17 protein-coding genes are annotated in these 16,832 nt (G+C 59.0%); 10 read left to right on the top strand and 7 right to left on the bottom strand.

All coding sequences use genetic code 11. The features are described from left to right. Positions 1-2: 2 nt before the first annotated feature. Positions 3-1,637 carry an IS21 family transposase gene (gene istA / locus ACLI1O_RS02945; protein WP_239270169.1) on the bottom strand — a complete coding sequence of 545 codons (1,635 nt, stop codon included), beginning with the start codon at positions 1,635-1,637 and terminating at the stop codon, positions 3-5. A 252-nt stretch (positions 1,638-1,889) separates the two neighbouring features. Here istA and ACLI1O_RS02940 point away from each other — a divergent pair, with 252 nt between their 5' ends. Further along, positions 1,890-2,933, top strand: coding sequence for a ribonuclease HI (locus tag ACLI1O_RS02940; RefSeq protein WP_411706940.1), 1,044 nt, complete (start codon positions 1,890-1,892; stop codon positions 2,931-2,933). Between the two features lie 6 nt (positions 2,934-2,939). On the opposite strand, the gene ACLI1O_RS02935 is transcribed toward ACLI1O_RS02940, so the two are convergent. After that, entirely contained in the window at positions 2,940-3,401 is a 462-nt protein-coding gene (locus tag ACLI1O_RS02935) for a YdcF family protein (RefSeq protein ID WP_411706939.1), read from the bottom strand. A gap of 114 nt (positions 3,402-3,515) precedes the next feature. Here ACLI1O_RS02935 and ACLI1O_RS02930 point away from each other — a divergent pair, with 114 nt between their 5' ends. Together ACLI1O_RS02930 and ACLI1O_RS02925 are read left to right on the top strand one after the other, a co-directional pair. Further along, complete coding sequence (locus ACLI1O_RS02930; RefSeq protein WP_411706938.1) at positions 3,516-4,502, top strand: LacI family DNA-binding transcriptional regulator; 987 nt, start codon at positions 3,516-3,518, stop codon at positions 4,500-4,502. A gap of 11 nt (positions 4,503-4,513) precedes the next feature. After that, positions 4,514-5,422 carry a ribokinase gene (locus ACLI1O_RS02925; protein WP_296091030.1) on the top strand — a complete coding sequence of 303 codons (909 nt, stop codon included), beginning with the start codon at positions 4,514-4,516 and terminating at the stop codon, positions 5,420-5,422. Between the two features lie 18 nt (positions 5,423-5,440). Here the strand turns inward: ACLI1O_RS02925 and ACLI1O_RS02920 are convergent, their stop codons facing one another. The 3 genes from ACLI1O_RS02920 to ACLI1O_RS02910 form a co-directional block, all read right to left on the bottom strand. After that, positions 5,441-6,304, bottom strand: coding sequence for an endonuclease domain-containing protein (locus ACLI1O_RS02920; protein ID WP_411706937.1), 864 nt, complete (start codon positions 6,302-6,304; stop codon positions 5,441-5,443). Positions 6,305-6,600: 296 nt separating this feature from the next. Beyond that, complete coding sequence (gene purE, locus ACLI1O_RS02915; RefSeq protein ID WP_284851507.1) at positions 6,601-7,101, bottom strand: 5-(carboxyamino)imidazole ribonucleotide mutase; 501 nt, start codon at positions 7,099-7,101, stop codon at positions 6,601-6,603. Between the two features lie 23 nt (positions 7,102-7,124). Then, positions 7,125-8,333: a 5-(carboxyamino)imidazole ribonucleotide synthase gene (locus ACLI1O_RS02910; RefSeq protein WP_284781823.1), complete on the bottom strand. Its 1,209-nt coding sequence runs from the start codon at positions 8,331-8,333 to the stop codon at positions 7,125-7,127. On the opposite strand from ACLI1O_RS02910, the gene budA reads away from it, so the two are divergent. Continuing rightward, positions 8,319-9,050, top strand: coding sequence for an acetolactate decarboxylase (budA, locus tag ACLI1O_RS02905; RefSeq protein ID WP_349865359.1), 732 nt, complete (start codon positions 8,319-8,321; stop codon positions 9,048-9,050). The genes ACLI1O_RS02910 and budA overlap by 15 nt on opposite strands. On the opposite strand, the gene ACLI1O_RS02900 is transcribed toward budA, so the two are convergent. Together ACLI1O_RS02900 and ACLI1O_RS02895 are read right to left on the bottom strand one after the other, a co-directional pair. Beyond that, positions 9,028-9,468, bottom strand: a complete 441-nt coding sequence (locus ACLI1O_RS02900; RefSeq protein ID WP_284770074.1) for a hypothetical protein — start codon at positions 9,466-9,468, stop codon at positions 9,028-9,030. The two genes, budA and ACLI1O_RS02900, sit on opposite strands and share 23 nt — an antisense overlap. A gap of 146 nt (positions 9,469-9,614) precedes the next feature. Continuing rightward, positions 9,615-10,484 carry a biotin--[acetyl-CoA-carboxylase] ligase gene (locus ACLI1O_RS02895; protein WP_411706936.1) on the bottom strand — a complete coding sequence of 290 codons (870 nt, stop codon included), beginning with the start codon at positions 10,482-10,484 and terminating at the stop codon, positions 9,615-9,617. Positions 10,485-10,527: 43 nt separating this feature from the next. Here ACLI1O_RS02895 and ACLI1O_RS02890 point away from each other — a divergent pair, with 43 nt between their 5' ends. The 6 genes from ACLI1O_RS02890 to ACLI1O_RS02865 all read left to right on the top strand — a co-directional run bounded on the left by ACLI1O_RS02890 (position 10,528) and on the right by ACLI1O_RS02865 (position 16,595). Continuing rightward, the gene (locus ACLI1O_RS02890; protein ID WP_411706935.1) at positions 10,528-11,520 is read left to right on the top strand and encodes an ABC transporter ATP-binding protein; all 993 of its coding nucleotides are present in this window, start codon (positions 10,528-10,530) and stop codon (positions 11,518-11,520) included. A gap of 101 nt (positions 11,521-11,621) precedes the next feature. Further along, the gene (locus ACLI1O_RS02885) at positions 11,622-12,884 is read left to right on the top strand and encodes an ABC transporter substrate-binding protein (protein WP_239269357.1); all 1,263 of its coding nucleotides are present in this window, start codon (positions 11,622-11,624) and stop codon (positions 12,882-12,884) included. A gap of 297 nt (positions 12,885-13,181) precedes the next feature. Next, entirely contained in the window at positions 13,182-14,087 is a 906-nt protein-coding gene (locus tag ACLI1O_RS02880) for a carbohydrate ABC transporter permease (RefSeq protein WP_232207994.1), read from the top strand. Continuing rightward, positions 14,087-14,908 carry a carbohydrate ABC transporter permease gene (locus ACLI1O_RS02875; RefSeq protein WP_023016855.1) on the top strand — a complete coding sequence of 274 codons (822 nt, stop codon included), beginning with the start codon at positions 14,087-14,089 and terminating at the stop codon, positions 14,906-14,908. The genes ACLI1O_RS02880 and ACLI1O_RS02875 overlap by 1 nt, the downstream gene beginning before the upstream one ends. Further along, positions 14,908-15,093 (top strand): hypothetical protein, encoded by a 186-nt coding sequence (locus tag ACLI1O_RS02870; protein ID WP_239269356.1) that lies wholly within the window; start codon positions 14,908-14,910, stop codon positions 15,091-15,093. The genes ACLI1O_RS02875 and ACLI1O_RS02870 overlap by 1 nt, the downstream gene beginning before the upstream one ends. Further along, entirely contained in the window at positions 15,090-16,595 is a 1,506-nt protein-coding gene (locus ACLI1O_RS02865) for an alpha-amylase family protein (protein ID WP_239269355.1), read from the top strand. The genes ACLI1O_RS02870 and ACLI1O_RS02865 overlap by 4 nt, the downstream gene beginning before the upstream one ends. Positions 16,596-16,832: the final 237 nt, after the last annotated feature.

Below are 16,832 nucleotides of genomic sequence, written 5' to 3'. Positions count from 1 at the left end.
GGCTATACCTTCCATTCTTTATCAGTGAAGGCAAACGCCCCGGCCCCGCGTACATGCGACACAGAGTCCGGCGTGTCCGCCGTGGGCTGTTGGCGGTGCGCACGCGTAGTGTCGATGGCCGTCGACAGTGGTACATCGGTGGGCAAATACGCCTGTGCTGCGGCCTGTTTTAGATCCTTGAGCTCTTGGGCTACTTTGTTGACGCTGGGGACTGCTTTGCGCGATAACAGCTGACCACAGGCTTGTTCGAGTTCGATTCGGGAGTAATCCTTCGATAGGTTCAGTACGCCCAGAACGCTAGAATATGCTTGGGCTTCGACTTTACGAGCGTTAAACATCTGGCCGATGAGCTGTGCTGTCGCGGTCCCAATACTTTTCGCCCAGTCTTCCAAGCGTTGCCGGTTCCACTGGGTGTTTAAGTCCTTATGGTTGTCGGGGACATGCTCATCCAAGGTGGAGTAGCCATAATTAGCAGGGGCAATACGATGTGAAGCAACAATCTCACCGTCGTAGAAGACATCCAGATAGTCATCAAAAAGTTGCACGTCGACGAACTTGCCCGCTAGCTTCCACGGCACTGAATACCAGTGATTGGCGATCCGGATGTGGTAGTTCATTGCGACCTTGGACTTCTTCCACCGCGACCACGACCACCGCCGGTCGGGCAATGGGCGCAGCAGCTGTTGCTCATGGTCTTCAAACAACTGGCGACGAGAGATATCCTGCCCGCGGAAGGGACGGCGATCGTTGATGAAATCGCTTTGGTCCTCGAGGGCCTTATTGAGCATGTCGAAACTGTAGAACTCCTGGTCGTCGAGGTATTCCACGCACCATTGCTGGGCAATATCCACGGCCTTTTCAACATTCGCCTTATACCGCGGCCGGTAGCCTTTCGCCGCAGTAATACCTATCTGATAGAAATCGGCAAATGTAGAATACTCCGCAACCGGGATACGCCCCCGCAGCCCACAGGAAATCTGTTGCGTGGCTGTGAGCGCGTTATCCGGGATCAACCGCAGCGGACAACCACCGAAATACTCCAAAGCCGCACGGTGGGCTAAAAGCCACGACCGCATTTTTTGATCCGGCCACGCCGATACATGCATCATCCCTGAGTGCGGCAATGAAGCTACAAACAAGTGCGCGGTAACCCGCTGGCCTGAGACAGGATCCACAACGACCATTCCATCGCCCGACCAGTCCACCATGAGCTCGTCACCGGGATCGTGATTCAGTGGCGCTGACAGCTGATGAACATCGACATAATGCTCAAACAGCGAACAGTACTGTCGATACGAATAATGACGCTGACCAGTACCAACAGGGAACTCCAGGTACTTGGCGTGCGCGACTTTCAACGTCACGCGCTTGCCAGAGACCATCCGCTCAGCAACCTTTTTGAAATCCGGTGCGAGGAACTCCGCATCGTTGCGACGCCGGTTATCCGGAAATAGCTCCTCTAACTGGGCATTCGACAATCCAGCAATCCCACGAGCATCGAGTCGATGGTCCCTTACAACGCGACTGGCCTTATCAATCGTCGACTTCGAGACCCCTAAATCGGCTCGAATCTGGTTCCAGGAACGATTCCCGGCAACCAAGGCAAACATGATGGCACGGTAATCCGTCACCACCATCACTCCTTCCACGTGAACGCGACCCACGCGTACACACTGCGTGGGCCGTCCACTAAAGAGTGCCTAAAAACTACCCCCGGTACCCGATATCCGCACCGGTCGGTACTCGATACCGCCCTACCGGTACTAAATAGCGTCGCGCGTCAGGAGGGGCCGCAACGAGTCCTAGAACTATCGCGAACAGTCACGAATCGAGTCCACATCAGGCGCGTGCAGCTCACCGCTGGAATGGGGCGTGATTTACTAGAACCAATGGAACCCCTCGAGCTCTCAGCACTCACCGGCACGCAATCGCGCACCTACGGCACCCGCAAAATCACCAAGGACATGGTGTCTGCGCCGGTCCATGTGGCGATCGCCCTGTGGGACGAACGCTGGGATTCAGCGGAAGACGGAACCATCGAGGGGTGGGTCATCGCGGTCAACACTCCGCAGGCACGCTTCGTACGCAAAGGCCAGATCAAAAAGGGCGATATGGTCAAAGTGGCAGTTAGCGAGCTACAGCGCGTCCTGCGCGGAATCGATGGGCGTACCTGGATTGTTACTGGACGCAGGCAAAATGCGCTGCGATCGGCGCTCGAGAAGCGCGGCTATACGGTGACGGGGAGCTTTGCGGGGGAGAATCGGGCATCGGCAAGCGCGAGCTCCGCACGCCGCAAACAAGCTGGCTTGACCGCGCGGAAGGCCCGCAAGCTGGGCGAGGCCCCGAAGAAGAAGGAAGCAAACAAGGTCGAAACGCCAGAGGCGAAATGGTGGCCGAATTTCTCGCATACGACATCCTGGCCGGCGGGCGCGGTGGTGCGCATCGCTACCGATGCTTCCTCCGATACCGTATTTAAGGGTTCGATGTGTTTCGTGGCGGGAAACGGTGACTACCGCCTGCGCACCCGCGAGACGAAGGCTAGCACGGACGAACTGGAGCTAGAAGCGCTCACACTCGCCTTAAAGTACCTGCTCAAGGTAGGTGCGACGAAGGCCGTGATCGAATCCGATTCTGTTGCGGCATTGGATGCTGTCAACCACATTGTGCACAAGAAAGGCTCGAAGGCGGCACGGCCGGGACGCAGGTGGCGCGGTGTCTCGTCTGGTGCGCGCTCCCGATTCCAACAGGCCTGGGGCGATCTAGAAGGCACCTGCGAAGTGGATATTCGCCGTGTGCTCGGTCATGCCGGGGATCCGCTCAATCGCGCCGCCGATCAGATTGCGTATATGGGGCTGCGCGCCATTGCGCACCCCATGAAGCAATCGCGACCTACCTTGCAAAGCGGGATCAGCAAGGCGCTCAAGGCGGTATAGCCCCAGTTACCTCCGCAGTCGCCGCCACAGGATTCGCGCTGCGGAATGCGGGGTCGCCGCAACCTCGCGCAGGTAATTGCGCGGCATCGACAGCCACGGCGTGCGCGCGGGGTGAACATTAATTGCAATGCCTAAATGCCAGGCCCACAATGTGGTGCGCAGGGCATGGAAATCGTTGGTGACCACCTGCAATACGGCATCTGGTGCAAGGCTATGTGCGTTTTCTAAATTTTCATTTGTACTGGTAGCAGCCGGTTCCACAAGCACATTCCCAGGATCAACGCCTCGCTTGATGAGGTATTCGGCCATCGCGCCCGCTTCCCCGCGGCCAGAGACGATGACCGTCTGCTCAGAATAGAGTTCAAGCGTCTTATCCAAACGAGACCGCAGCATGGCGCCCGGATGACCGTGGGTGACACGGGAGCCCAAAACAAGGAGCGGATCACGCGGGGAATTTTCCATGCTCATTAGCTTAGACCGGCGCGAACCCTTGACAGACACAGGTACTGAACCGTAAATTGAGACACAAGTGTGCAATCGATTGCACGACCCATCGAAGCTGCTCTACCCCTGGGAGCCGAATTGGCCGCAACCACCCTCAAGCACGTAGCCGCCGCAGCTGGGGTGTCCATTTCCACCGCCTCGCGCGCGCTGGCAGGAAATCCAGCTATTTCCGCAGCCACCCGCACGCGCGTAAAACAAGCAGCCGAACAGCTCAATTACCGCCCAAATGCCCAGGCACGCGCGCTGCGAAACGCACGGTCCAATGCCATCGGCCTCGTCATACCAAGCCTGGATAACTCGTATTTCGCCGCCATGGCCGCCGCAATTGAACAAGAAGCTAATGCTCACGGTGTCGCCACCATGATTACCAGCTGCGGCGAGGATCCTGCGCGTTTGGAACGCTCCCTCGATGCCCTCACGCAGCGGCAGGTCGATGGAATAATTACTGTTCCACTCGATGGCGCAGAAGACGCTATCCGCCAGGCCCATTCCCATCGGCCGTTGCTATTGATTGACCGAACACTGGGGGAATTTCCCGCCGTGATTTCTGATCCTGGTCCGGGAATGCATAAGGCAATTGCGCAGCTCAAGGACAAAGGCCATACCTCGATTGGCTACCTTTCCGGCCCCCAAGAAACCTCTACCGGCAGGCAGCGCCTCGCTGTATTCACAGAAGCAGCCCGCGACCTTGATATTCACATTCACCACGGCAGTTTCCGGCACCGAGAAGGGTATAAGGGAGCAATCGAACTACTTAATGCCGGGGTCACGGCTATCGTCGCCGCTGATTCGATGATGACTGCGGGCGCCTTAGAAGCCTGTCATAATTCCGGCAAGGCCATTGGAGAGGAAGTCGCACTCGTCGGTTTCGATGACTTCATTTACCTGCGCTTCCAGCCAGCGCCCATATCCGTAGTGGACCAAAACGTCGACCACATGGGCAAGATAGCCACCGCAGAACTCATCGCGGCCATCAAAAATAAGCGCCCGCCTCAAGGATCGATAATCGATACGCGATATATCCCCCGCATGTCCACCGCATTCACCGTAGAATCCGATTCATAGGAGGATTTCCAATGAGCAAACTCACCGTCGTCGGCTCGATTAATGCTGACCTTATTGTCCATGCCGAACGCCACCCGCACCCCGGCGAAACGCTGCTGGGCTCCGGCGGCGAGATCCTCGCTGGCGGCAAGGGCGCGAACCAAGCGGTCGCCGCTGCGCAATTGGGCGCCAATGTAGCATTCGTCGGCGCGGTCGGCTCCGACCCCTACGCCGAGCCCGCCATGCACTACATGCACAGCTCCGGCATCGATCTCAGCGCGGTGGAACAGTCCGATACCACTACCGGTTTGGCGGTCATCACGGTCTCCGCCGATGGCGAAAACACCATCGTCATCTCCCCCGGCGCGAACGCTCTTGTCGATGCCCCCTTCGTCACCGCCCGCCAATCCACCATCGCCGATGCGGACGTGGTCCTGCTCCAGGGCGAAATTCCCGCCTCCGGTTTCAAAGCCGCAGTCGATGCCGCCCAAGGACGCGTGGTTGTCAACCTCGCCCCGGTCATCGAGGTAGACCGCGACGCCCTCCTGCAAGCCGATCCCCTCATGGCCAACGAGCACGAGGCCGGCCTCATCCTCGAGCAACTAGGTCTTTCTTCCACCGGCACCCCGCGCGAGCTCGCCCACCGCCTGGTTTCCGCAGGCTTTAAATCGGTGGTGCTGACCCTCGGGGCCGAAGGCGCCTACGTAGCAACGCCCGATTCCAACACGGACATCCCCACCCCACAGATCACCGCGGTCGATACCACCGGCGCCGGCGATGCCTTTGCCGGAGCCTTTTGCACCAAGCTCCTTGAAGGCGCCACGCTTGTCGATGCCGCCACCTTCGCCGCCCGCGTCGGTGCCTTCGCCGCCACCAGCGCCGGCGCCCAGCCGTCCTATCCCACGACCTCTTCACAATTGCCAGAGGTCACGCAAGAATAGAACTGTGTTCGGCGGTATCTAGCCGTAGATTGGTTCGGACTCAAATCCGGCAAGAATCCAATGCCACTGCCACACGGGCTTGTAAACGTGCGACGTGAAGTTGGTGCGGTCCTCGTCTGCCTCGATTATTTGCTGCACTACATCCACTAAGTGGTGCTTCACGCAGCTCCCCGAGTACCGCAACACCGTATACCCTTTCAACGCAGCGTTGTTTCCCTTCCACCGGTCCTTAATGAAGGTACCTAGGTCTTCAGCCTTGTGATAGTCGTAACCATCAATCTCGACCGCGACCTTACCCACCACAATATCCCACAGGTACGGACCGATTTGGTGGTTAACCTGCACCTTTTTACCGCGCCTCTGCAATGCGCGGGTCACCTTCCTCTCCGCTTCACTATCGGCGCCAATGGCGGCCTTTTTCACCAGTTCCTTGACCCTTGCCGGTACTCGAGAGATAGCGCCCCATTCCTTCTCTAGGGCTTGTTTCCCGCGTTGCGTCTGATAGCGCGCTTCTAGCATCGCCACCGCTTCCGCTTCGCCTACTTCTCCCGCAGCCAAAAGCGGATTCTGCACGGGAACGCCTTCATGGCTAAAGGTCGTTGTCTGACGCGTACGCTGCACCTTTAACCAAGTGGAGTTGGCCAGCGGGTGCTCGTAGGCACAATGCAGCGGAAAGGTCAGTTCCTTCTTTGAATAGAGCTCAACCGCAGATATCCCCGCGAGCATTATCCCAGGCCATTTTTCATGCACGATGTAAGCGAGCTCGAATGGCGTAGGTTTCCGCCACGTATAAAGCCCACGGCGAATTTTAATTATCTTGCCGCTGGCCAGACCGGACCTCAGTTGCCTTTGATTCAACCCCGATACTAAAAGTTCCTTCATCTACGCCCCCTCGGAACAGTTACGCCCCGAGTGGAAGTGTAAGTGAGGCAGCACGGACTCGCATGGCCACGCGCCATCTCTCAGCCCTGAGGCGTCCATAATAACCGCGTTCCTCTAAAAATCAGGCCGAAAAATGAAGAAACGCGGTTGTTTTGAACGCAGCACCGCCCAATCAACGCCCTAGGCGCCAGAAAACCGACGCCCCCATACAAAAATGTCCAAAACAACCGCGTTCTTATAAAAATCGGGCCCAAAATTGGAGAAACGCGGTTGCTTTGGACACAGCGTGCTAGTGACTACTCCCCTAGCAGCTTCGAGCGCAGGTTCTTATCCTTCTGCTCGACTTCTTCTGCCATCTTTTCTTGGTAGGCGACCATCTTGTCTTGCAGGGAGGGGTCTCCGGCGCCCAGGATGCGGGCGGCCAGCAGGCCGGCGTTCTTTGCGCCGCCGATGGAGACGGTGGCCACGGGAACGCCGCTAGGCATCTGCACGATAGAAAGCAGGGAGTCTAGGCCATCGAGGTCCTTGAGTGCGCGCGGGATGCCGATAACGGGCAGCGGGGTGGCCGCTGCAACCATGCCTGGCAGGTGGGCGGCGCCACCGGCACAGGCGATGATGGCCTTAAGGCCGCGGGAGTGCGCTCCCTTGGCGTAGGCCAGCATCTTTTCCGGGGTGCGGTGGGCGCTGACCACGCCAACTTCAAAGGGGATGCCGAAGTCCGCGAGGACTTCCGCTGCGGGTTCGACGGTGGGCCAATCCGAATCCGAGCCCATGATGATTCCTACCTGCGGTTCCATAATGTCCTTTCTAGGTTTAAAAGTTATGCCCACGTTGCGTGCATGAGAAAGTGCGCGGCCTGGCGGGCGGCATCGCGGGTCTCATCGAGTGATGTACCAGCGACATTGACGTGGCCGATCTTGCGTCCAGCGCGGTGGTCCTTGCCGTACAGGTGAATCTTGGCGTGCGGGTAGCGTTCCATGACCTCGCGCACACGCTGCGGCATAGGCATCCTGGGATCTTCGTCCGCGCCGAGAACATTTGCCATAACGGTCACCGGGGCTAGGGCGTCCACCGCACCCAAGGGCAGGTCGAGTACGGCGCGCAGGTGCTGTTCGAACTGCGAGGTCACGCAGCCATCCTGGGTCCAGTGGCCGGTATTGTGCGGGCGCATGGCCAATTCATTAACGGAGATGTCCTCGCCATTTTCACCGTTGAAGGCGAAAAGCTCCACGGCTAGCACGCCGGTCACGCCGAGGGATTCGGCAATGCTTAGCCCCAGCGCAGAGGCGCGTTCGGCCAGATCAGGCGAGAGATCGGGCGCGGGCGCGATGGCCTCGGCACAGATGCCGTTGGCCTGGCGGGACTGGGTAATGGGCCAGACCTTGGCTTCACCGGATGGGCGGCGCGCTACCAAGATGGACAGCTCGCGGGTCAGATCCACCTTCTCTTCGGCCATGAGCGGCGTGCCGGCGTCTAATAGCTCGGCGACGAGCTCATCAAGATCGGCATCCGAGGGAAACCACACGCCCTTGCCGTCATAGCCACCGCGGCGGGCCTTGAGACAAACGCGCCCGTCTACGGCATCGAAAAAAGCGCGGGCATCAGCAACGGATTCGATTGCGCTAAACCGCGGAACGGGCGCCCCCAGTGCGGAGAGCTTTTCCCGCATGTCCAGCTTGTCCTGGGCATAGCGCAGGGCGCTGGGCTGGGGCTGGACGTTAAAGGAGGCATCGATAAGCGCGGCGGAATGCTCATTGGGCACATGCTCATGCTCGAAGGTAACCGCATCCGCGCCGCGGGCTGCCGCGAGCAGATCCTCGTACTTGTGATAATCGCCCACCACGATGTCCGGGGTGACCTGCGCGGTCGAAGAATCCGGGCTACCAGCAAGAATCCGCAGATGAATATCGAGTTCAGCGGCGGCAGGCTGCATCATGCGCGCCAGCTGACCATCGCCACAGACAGTTACAATAGGTTTTGAGACACTCACGCCCACAATATTAGCTTGGATACCATGTTTACCCGTCATTCGATCTTCCAGAACTCCCTCATGAGCGCCCTCCTTGATGGCATTTATGACGGCGAGATGACCATCTCTGAGCTGCTAGGAAAGGGCAATTTCGGCATCGGTACCTTTAATGGCCTCGATGGTGAAATGATTATCCTGGACGGGACCTGCTACCAACTGCGCGGCGATGGCTCCGCACGGGTTGCGGACTTGGACCAGCAAACCCCTTATGCCGTGGCCACCAACTTTGTGCCGCGCATTCTTGTCGATGCCCCACGGGGCCTGCGCCGCGACGAGCTTTCCGCCTTCATCGATGAGGTGGAACCTTCCGCCAACTACATGTACGCGGTCCGTATCACGGGCAGGTTCTCTGAGGTCACCACGCGCACCGTGGTCAAACAAACCAAGCCCTATCCCCCAATGACCAAGGCGGTCGGCGGCGATAAAGAGCTGCACTTTAGCGATGTCGAAGGAGTCATCGGCGGCTTCCGCACTCCCGTGTACGAGCGCGGGATTTCGGTGCCAGGATGCCACGTGCACTTTATCGACGCCGCGCGGCAATCCGGCGGACATGTGCTGGATTACACCGTGGATGAGGCGAAAATCGAGCTCTGCCCCGGTTCCGATTTAGAACTGCGCCTGCCGCTGACCCAAGAATTCAGCAGCGCTAACCTCGCACCGGAGGACCTAGATAAGCAATTGCACTCCACCGAGGTTAAAACCAGGGGCGATCATTAATAATCTCTGCTACCTGCTTTGACTTGGCTACGGTGGGAAAATACATGGCCCTGTCCCAGCCATTGAGCGCAATGGAGATACCGCCGCGGCGCTTGCGGGCGCCGCGAATATCTTCCAGCGGAATTGAATCGATGTGGCGGCCTTCCCGCACAATGACGCGGCGATTGGTCACGATGAACCGCTTGCGGCGAGCCTTATAAAACGGAATGAGAAAGCGCCACGTGCTCAGCCCGGCCCACAAGACGACGAGCCCGTTGCGCAGCATGGGTTCTACTCCCTGGGCATCGCACCAGCCGATGGCAATCCACAGCACGCCCGTAATGAGGATGAGCTCCAGAAATGGGAAAACGAGCGCGCGAAATGGCGCGGATACATCCGCGCGCTTGACCTCGCCTTGGCCCATCTTCATCAATCCCATAGCCATGGATAGTACCAGTGCGAGACAGCGCTACTCGGACTGCGCGAACTACCACCCGACGCCTGCTGCGCGTCGCCTGCCGCGCGATACCTATCGCGCGGCGACTATCGCGCGGCGCCGATCGTGCGACATCTAACGTGCGGCGCCTATCGCGCCGGACGCAGATGCGTCACGTCACCGGCGGAGTAGTACTCGCCTGCGACGTTAATGCGGCCGTCCTCACCAATGCCCTCAACGCGGCCGTTAACATCGCCAGTCGGGGTCTCCAGCCGCACCTCCTGGTCAATGGATGAGCACACCGCGCGGTAATCCTGCATAAGCTGCGGATCCTGGTTCTCCCACTGCGTAATGCGGCGGCGCAGGTTTTTCAGCACGGTAATGGCCAACTCGGTGCGGTCGGAATCGCGGCCTTCCAGAGCCAACGAGGTGGCCTTTTCAATGGGCAATTCCTCGCGGCTGAGCGTGACATTAATGCCCATACCTACGACCACGCGCGCAGAGGGCGCCTGCCCGCCGACGGCCTTATTTACCTCGGCTTTATTGACTTCAGCTTTGTTGACCTCAGCCTTGTTCAACTCAGTCTTATTGAGTTCTGCCTTATTGACCTCAGTCTTCGGTGCGGACTTGAAGGCTTGGCCCACGGGACCGGCCTCGGCAAGGATGCCGCAGAGTTTATTCCCATCGATATGCACATCATTCGGCCACTTCAGCACGGAGCCCTCGATGGAATCGGTCACGGCCAAGCCCGCAGCCAGCGGAAGCGTGCCCAAGTGGTCGAGAGAATCGGGCAAAAGCAGCACGGAAAAGATCACCTGGGATCCGGCCGGCGCCGTCCACGCCCGGCCGAGGCGGCCTTTGCCGGACAACTGCTCATCGGCAAGCAGCACGGTGCCATCGGCAACGTTTGTGGCCTGCATCAGGTCGGTATTGGTGGAACCGGTCTGATCCACAAAATCGATGGTGGTGAAATCCTCTGCCAGGGCGGTGCGAATGCGGTGCTTATCAAGTGCAGTCATAGATTCCAAGATACCGTCCGCCGGTGGTGCTAGTGTGTTGCGCATGGCAAAGGTCACTTTTGAAAAGGTAAATATAACCTACCCCGGCGCGGCGGCGCCCACCGTGAAGGAATTGGACCTAGAAATCGCGGACGGCGAGTTCCTCGTTTTGGTGGGCCCTTCTGGCTGCGGCAAGTCCACGACGCTGCGCGCGCTGGCTGGCCTTGAACCAACGTCTAGTGGCCGGATTCTCATCGATGATACGGATGTCACGGGCCTTGAACCGGGCGATCGCGATATTGCGATGGTTTTTCAAAATTATGCGCTCTACCCGCACCTTTCGGTGGAAGAAAACATGGGCTTTTCGCTCAAACTGGCCAAGCTCTCGAAGGCTGAAATCAAGCAAAAGGTCCAGGATGCAGCAGACATGCTGGGCCTAAGCGAGTTCCTCAAGCGCAAGCCCAAGGACCTATCGGGTGGTCAGCGCCAGCGCGTGGCCATGGGCCGTGCCATCGTGCGCAATCCTAAGGCCTTCCTCATGGATGAACCGCTTTCTAACCTGGATGCGAAGCTGCGCGTGCAGACTCGTACCGAGCTTGCGAGCCTGCAGCAGCGGCTTGGGACCACCACGGTCTATGTCACCCACGACCAGGTCGAGGCGATGACGCTGGGGCACCGGGTAGCGGTGTTAAAAGATGGCGTATTGCAGCAGGTTGCCCCACCGCGTGAGCTTTATGCGGAGCCAGCCAACGAATTCGTCGCTGGCTTTATCGGATCGCCTGCAATGAATATCTTTGACCACAACGGCGAGCGCCTGGGCGTGCGCCCGGAAAACATGCACCTCAATGAGGGCGCTGAGGGCCTGCGCGGCGTGGTCGACCTAGTTGAAGAATTGGGTTCCGAATCCTTCGTTTACGCCACGGTGGGTGGCGAGCGTTTCGTTGCGCGCTGCGAAGGCACCCCGCCACAGCGCGGCGAGGAGGTTGTATTGACCTTTGATGAAAGCGCCGCACACCGCTTCGATCCAGAGACCGGGCAGCGCATCGCTACCTCTTAAAGCACCCCCGTTTAGAGGTGAATAATCAAAATCTATTCTGCGCGCGGTGTTTGTAAATTATTTTTAAGGAACACCCAAGCTTTCTGAAAGGTGAATTCCCCATGAAGAAGTACTTCATTCGCACCACAGTCGCCACCACGGCAGTACTGGCACTAGCCGGCTGCTCCACGTCTGACGACGGTGCAGATAACGCAGATGGCTCCGCATCCGGTTCCGGTTCCGGCGCTGACTCCCACGGCCCCATCACCTTTGCCATGGGCAAGAACGACACGGATAAGATCACTCCCATCATCGATAAGTGGAATGAAGAAAATCCGGATGAAAAGGTCACGCTCAAGGAGCTCGCGGGCGAGGCAGATGCCCAGCGCGAGACCCTCGTGCAGTCCCTCCAGGCCGGCAATGATGACTACGATGTCATGGCCCTCGACGTGGTCTGGACCGCGGAATTCGCCGCCAACCAGTGGCTCCAGCCGCTCAACGGTGACTTCGAGACCGATACCTCGGAGCTCTTGCCGGCCACCGTGGAATCCGCAACCTACAATGACGTGCTGTATGCGCTCCCGCAAAACACCAATGGCCAGCTCCTGTTCCGCAATACTGAACTCGCGGACGCTACCCCGGAGAAATTCGCCGACCTCGAATCCGCCTGCAAGGCACTGGAAGACGGCAAAAAGTGCCTGACCACGCAGCTCAAGCAGTACGAGGGCTTGGCTCTTAATACCGCCGGCTTCATAGAGGGCTGGGGCGGCTCGGTGCTTGACGATGACGGCAATGCCACCGTCGACTCAAAGGAAGCCCAGGAAGGCCTGCAGGCCATGGTGGATGCTTATGAAGACGAAATCATCTCCAAGGACTCCACCGCCGCCACCGAGGAAGAGACCAACATGGCCTTCACCGAGGGCAAGACCGCCTTCGCAGTGAACTGGCCCTACATGTACACCAACGCGGTCGATGCCGGCATCGACGTCGAGGTCCAGGCACCGCTGGGCAAGGACGGCGTTGGCGTATCCACTTTGGGCGGCTACAACAACGGCATCAACATCAATTCCAAGAACAAGGGCACCGCCCTGGACTTCATGAACTTCATCATCAATGAGGAAAACCAGAAGTCCTTTGCTGAGCAGTCCTTCCCGCCGGTTCTTTCCTCCATCTACGATGACCCGCAGCTGCAGGAGGAATTCCCCTACCTGCCAGCGCTGAAGGAATCCCTGGAAAACGCCGCACCGCGCCCAGTATCGCCGTTCTACTCCGCCATCTCTAAGGCCATCCAGGACAACGCTTATGCCGCGCTGACCGATGGCAAGTCCGTCGAAGATGCCACCTCCGATATGAAGGCGGCCATCGACTCTGCTTCGCAGGGTTAAAGATACGCTCCCTGCCCCTCGTATCCCACGAGCAGGGAGCATGCATAAAACTGAGAAATACATAGCGAACCGCTAGTGCACAAATGGGTGAGGAAGGCGCATACGCCATAGCCTCACCCTTTGTGGTTTTCCCACCCTAGTTGGGGATAGAATCTAGCGCACCAGAAATTATCTGAACCAGAAAGGCGAATAACCGTGGTCACCACTTCGCCGACGCAACAGACGCACTCATCATCGAAGAAACCCAAGCGCACCCCTAGCTCCAGCAGGTTAGCCAATTTCGGGCGGCCCGCCGCGCTGATCGCCCCAGCGCTCATCGTGCTGGGCATCATCATCGGCTATCCCATCGTGCGCGCGGTCATCCTGTCTTTCCAGGGAAACCGGCAGCTGAACCCCAAAACGGGCATCTTTGAAGAAGGCGGTTTTGCCGGCCTAGACAATTACCTGTACTGGATCAATAACCGCTGTGTTTCCGGTGCGGGGGAAATCACGACGTGCCCGCCCGGTGTTATCGCCACCGACTTCTGGCCCGCCGTAAAAATCACGCTGTTTTTCACCGTGGTCACCGTCGCTTTGGAGACCATCCTCGGCATGTTCATGGCCATCATCATGAACGGCGAGTACCGCGGCCGCGGCTTGGTGCGCGCCGCCGTGCTCATCCCCTGGGCCATTCCTACCGCCGTGACGGCCAAGCTGTGGCAGTTCATGTTCGCCCCAGAGGGCATCGTCAATTCCTTGCTTGGTACGAATATCGCCTGGACCACGGACCCGTTTTATGCGCGCTTTGCCGTTATCATCGCAGACGTGTGGAAGACCGCGCCATTTATGGCGCTGCTCATCCTGGCCGGCCTGCAGATGATCCCCAAGGACGTCTACGATGCCGCCCGCGTCGATGGCGCCAACCGCATCCAAACCTTCTTCCGCATCACCCTGCCGCTGGTGCGCCCAGCCCTGATGGTGGCCGTGCTCTTCCGCACCCTGGATGCGCTGCGCATGTATGACCTTCCCGTCATCATGATTTCGAGCTCGTCTAACTCCCCTACCGCCACCATTTCCCAGCTGGTGGTGGAAGATATGCGCCAAGGTAACTTCAATTCCGCCTCGGCGCTATCCACCCTTATCTTCTTGCTCATCTTCTTCGTCGCCTTCATCCTCATCCGCTTCCTCGGCGCGGATGTCTCCGGCAGAAAGGGTGCAAAGTAATGCGTAAATTCGGACACTACGCGGGCATTATCTTCATCATGTTCTGGGGCCTTGCGCCCTTTTATTGGATGGTGGTCACCGCCCTGCGCAGCCAGGAATTCACCTTCGATACCACGCCCTGGCCAACGCATATCACGCTCGATAATTTCCGCGATGCCCTCGCGACGGACAAGGGCAATGACTTCCTCGGCGCGCTGGGCAATTCGCTGTTCATCTCTCTCGCGACCACCGCGGTAGCCGTTTTAGTCGGCGTATTTACCGCGTATGCGCTCTCCCGCTATGACTTCCCCGGCAAGGGTATCGTCACCGGCATCATCCTGGCAGCCTCCATGTTTCCCGCCATCGCGCTGGTTACCCCGCTCTTCCAGCTCTTTGGGCGCCTGGAATGGATCGGCACCTACCGCGCGATGATCATCCCGAATATCTCCTTCGCCCTGCCGCTGACGGTCTATACCCTGCTCAGCTTCTTCCGGCAGCTGCCCTGGGAGCTTGAGGAGGCCGCCCGCGTGGATGGCGCGTCCCGCGCCCAGGCCTTTCGGCTCATCCTCCTGCCGCTGGCCGCCCCGGCGCTCTTTACCACCGCGATCATTGCCTTTATCACCACGTGGAATGAATTCATGCTGGCCAAGCAGCTGTCCACGACGGGCACCGAGCCGGTCACGGTGGCCATCGCCCGTTTCTCTGGCCCCTCGGCCTTCGAGTACCCTTATGCCGCAACCATGGCGGCTGGTGCATTGGTGACCATTCCGCTTATCATCATGGTGCTCATTTTCCAGCACCGCATCGTCGCCGGGCTTACCGCAGGAGGTGTCAAGGCCTAATGCGCCGGTCCCTGCTGTGGGATTCGCTCCTCGGATTCCTCGGCTTCTTCGCGTGCCTTGCGGTCATCCAAGCCGTAGTGAACTTATTTGAAGACTCTCCCGCCGTATGGCCCAGCCTGGTGGCCGGCGTGCTGTGCGCACTGACGTACTTTGCGTGGCGGGCAAAAAGAAAGGATCTGCAATGAGCTGGCACCACAACGCCGTCTTCTACCAAGCCCTGGTGGGCTCGTTTAAGGACTCCGGCAATAACGAGGCCGAGAATAAGGGGATCGGTACACTGCGCGGGGTCATCGACAAGCTGGATTACCTCCAGTGGTTGGGCGTGGACTGCCTCTGGCTCTCGCCGTTTTATGCCTCGCCGCTGCGCGATGACGGCTACGATATCGCCGATTATTACTCTATCCACCCCGATTACGGCACGATGGCGGATTTCGAGGAACTGGTTGAGGAATTGCACCGTCGCGATATGCGCATCATGACGGACCTGGCGCTCAACCACACCAGCTCCGATCACCCGTGGTTCCAAGCCTCGCGCTCCGACCCGGATGGCCCGTTTGGGGATTTCTACGTCTGGGGCGATGACCCCGAGCGCTACCCCGAAATTCGCGTCATTTTCACCGACGTTGAAACCTCCAACTGGACCTGGGATGATAAGCGCCAGCAGTACTATTTCCACCGCTTCTACTCCCACCAGCCGGATCTCAATTACGATAACCCGGACGTGCAGGATGAGGTCTTTAATATCTTGTCCTTCTGGATGGACAAGGGCCTCGACGGCCTGCGCCTCGATGCCATCGCGTACCTCTTCGAGCGCGATGAGCTCGGCGGCGAGTCCCTGCCGGAGACGGTGGAGTTCGTGGAAAAGATTCGCGCCTTTATGGATACCCACTATCCCGAGGCCGTCCTCATTGCGGAGGCCAACCAGCCTCCCAAGGAGACCATGGAGTACTACGGCTCCGGCAATCGCTTCCACATGGTCTTCAACTTCCCGGTCATGCCCCGGCTGTACCAGGCGCTCGCGCTTGGCGATGCCACCCCCGTCTACGACATCCTCAACCAGCTACCGCCGCTGCCCGAGGGGTGCCAGTGGGGTACCTTCCTGCGCAACCATGACGAGTTGACCTTGGAAATGGTCGACGATGACGTCCGCGAGCTGATGTATCAGACCTACCTGCCAGAAGAAGGCATGCGGGCGCATGTGGGCATCGCCAGGCGGCTCATGCCGCTCATGGGCGGGGACCGCCGCAAGGTGGAGCTGATGTTTTCGCTACTGATGACCCTGCCGGGTGCGCCCTTTATTTATTACGGCGATGAAATTGGCATGCTCGATGACACCTCTTTGCCGGATCGCTATGCCGTTCGCACCCCTATGCAGTGGGACGATAGCGAAACCGCGGGCTTTAGTGCCCGCACCCCGGCGCGGCTGCCTATTGTCGGCGGCACGTCCGTGGAATCGCAGCTCAATGATGCCACTTCCCTGCTGCACAGCGTGCGCACCATGATCACGGAGCGCCACGCGCACCCCGAGCTGGGTACAGCACCCTGCGAGCCGGTGGAAACCGGTAAGGAAAGCGTGCTCGGTTACCAGCGCGGCGACCTGCTGTGCCTGCACAATTTCAGCGACCGCTCCGTTGACCTAGGCCCCGTTGAGCTTGGGCCTTACGGGTATGCGTGGTTGCCGGCTTAAAGCGGCCGCCTTCGGCCCTGCATAGCCACTGCACAGCCAGCCATGCCGGTGGATGGGCCCGGCTTTGCCATTTGTGCATCCTCCACTGCGATAACTGAGCAAACCCGGCCCTCAGATATCGCAAATCTTCCTCAAATGTTGCAGAGGAACCTGCACTTTGGAGGATGCACTTCAGAGGATGCACTTCTAATAAGGCACCGTAGCTGCCAAAAAGAGCCCAGCTCCACACCCCGATTC

It is taken from the genome of Corynebacterium sp. LaCa78 (assembly GCF_046717505.1).
Lineage (GTDB): Bacteria > Actinomycetota > Actinomycetes > Mycobacteriales > Mycobacteriaceae > Corynebacterium.
Note: the sequence above shows the minus strand (reverse complement) of the source record. Positions and strands in the feature narration are given on the sequence as shown.

Bases quoted from the DNA above. Each gene is read 5' to 3' on its own strand.
- ACLI1O_RS02870 (WP_239269356.1), top strand. From the start codon at position 14,908: ATGCGCCGGTCCCTGCTGTGGGATTCGCTCCTCGGATTCCTCGGCTTC.
- purE (WP_284851507.1), bottom strand. From the start codon at position 7,101: ATGGAACCGCAGGTAGGAATCATCATGGGCTCGGATTCGGATTGGCCC.
- ACLI1O_RS02885 (WP_239269357.1), top strand. From the start codon at position 11,622: ATGAAGAAGTACTTCATTCGCACCACAGTCGCCACCACGGCAGTACTG.
- budA (WP_349865359.1), top strand. From the start codon at position 8,319: ATGTTTACCCGTCATTCGATCTTCCAGAACTCCCTCATGAGCGCCCTC.
- ACLI1O_RS02935 (WP_411706939.1), bottom strand. From the start codon at position 3,401: ATGAGCATGGAAAATTCCCCGCGTGATCCGCTCCTTGTTTTGGGCTCC.
- ACLI1O_RS02875 (WP_023016855.1), top strand. From the start codon at position 14,087: ATGCGTAAATTCGGACACTACGCGGGCATTATCTTCATCATGTTCTGG.
- istA (WP_239270169.1), bottom strand. From the start codon at position 1,637: ATGGTGGTGACGGATTACCGTGCCATCATGTTTGCCTTGGTTGCCGGG.
- ACLI1O_RS02900 (WP_284770074.1), bottom strand. From the start codon at position 9,468: ATGGGATTGATGAAGATGGGCCAAGGCGAGGTCAAGCGCGCGGATGTA.
- ACLI1O_RS02865 (WP_239269355.1), top strand. From the start codon at position 15,090: ATGAGCTGGCACCACAACGCCGTCTTCTACCAAGCCCTGGTGGGCTCG.
- ACLI1O_RS02920 (WP_411706937.1), bottom strand. From the start codon at position 6,304: ATGAAGGAACTTTTAGTATCGGGGTTGAATCAAAGGCAACTGAGGTCC.
- ACLI1O_RS02910 (WP_284781823.1), bottom strand. From the start codon at position 8,333: ATGACGGGTAAACATGGTATCCAAGCTAATATTGTGGGCGTGAGTGTC.
- ACLI1O_RS02940 (WP_411706940.1), top strand. From the start codon at position 1,890: ATGGAACCCCTCGAGCTCTCAGCACTCACCGGCACGCAATCGCGCACC.
- ACLI1O_RS02890 (WP_411706935.1), top strand. From the start codon at position 10,528: ATGGCAAAGGTCACTTTTGAAAAGGTAAATATAACCTACCCCGGCGCG.
- ACLI1O_RS02895 (WP_411706936.1), bottom strand. From the start codon at position 10,484: ATGACTGCACTTGATAAGCACCGCATTCGCACCGCCCTGGCAGAGGAT.
- ACLI1O_RS02925 (WP_296091030.1), top strand. From the start codon at position 4,514: ATGAGCAAACTCACCGTCGTCGGCTCGATTAATGCTGACCTTATTGTC.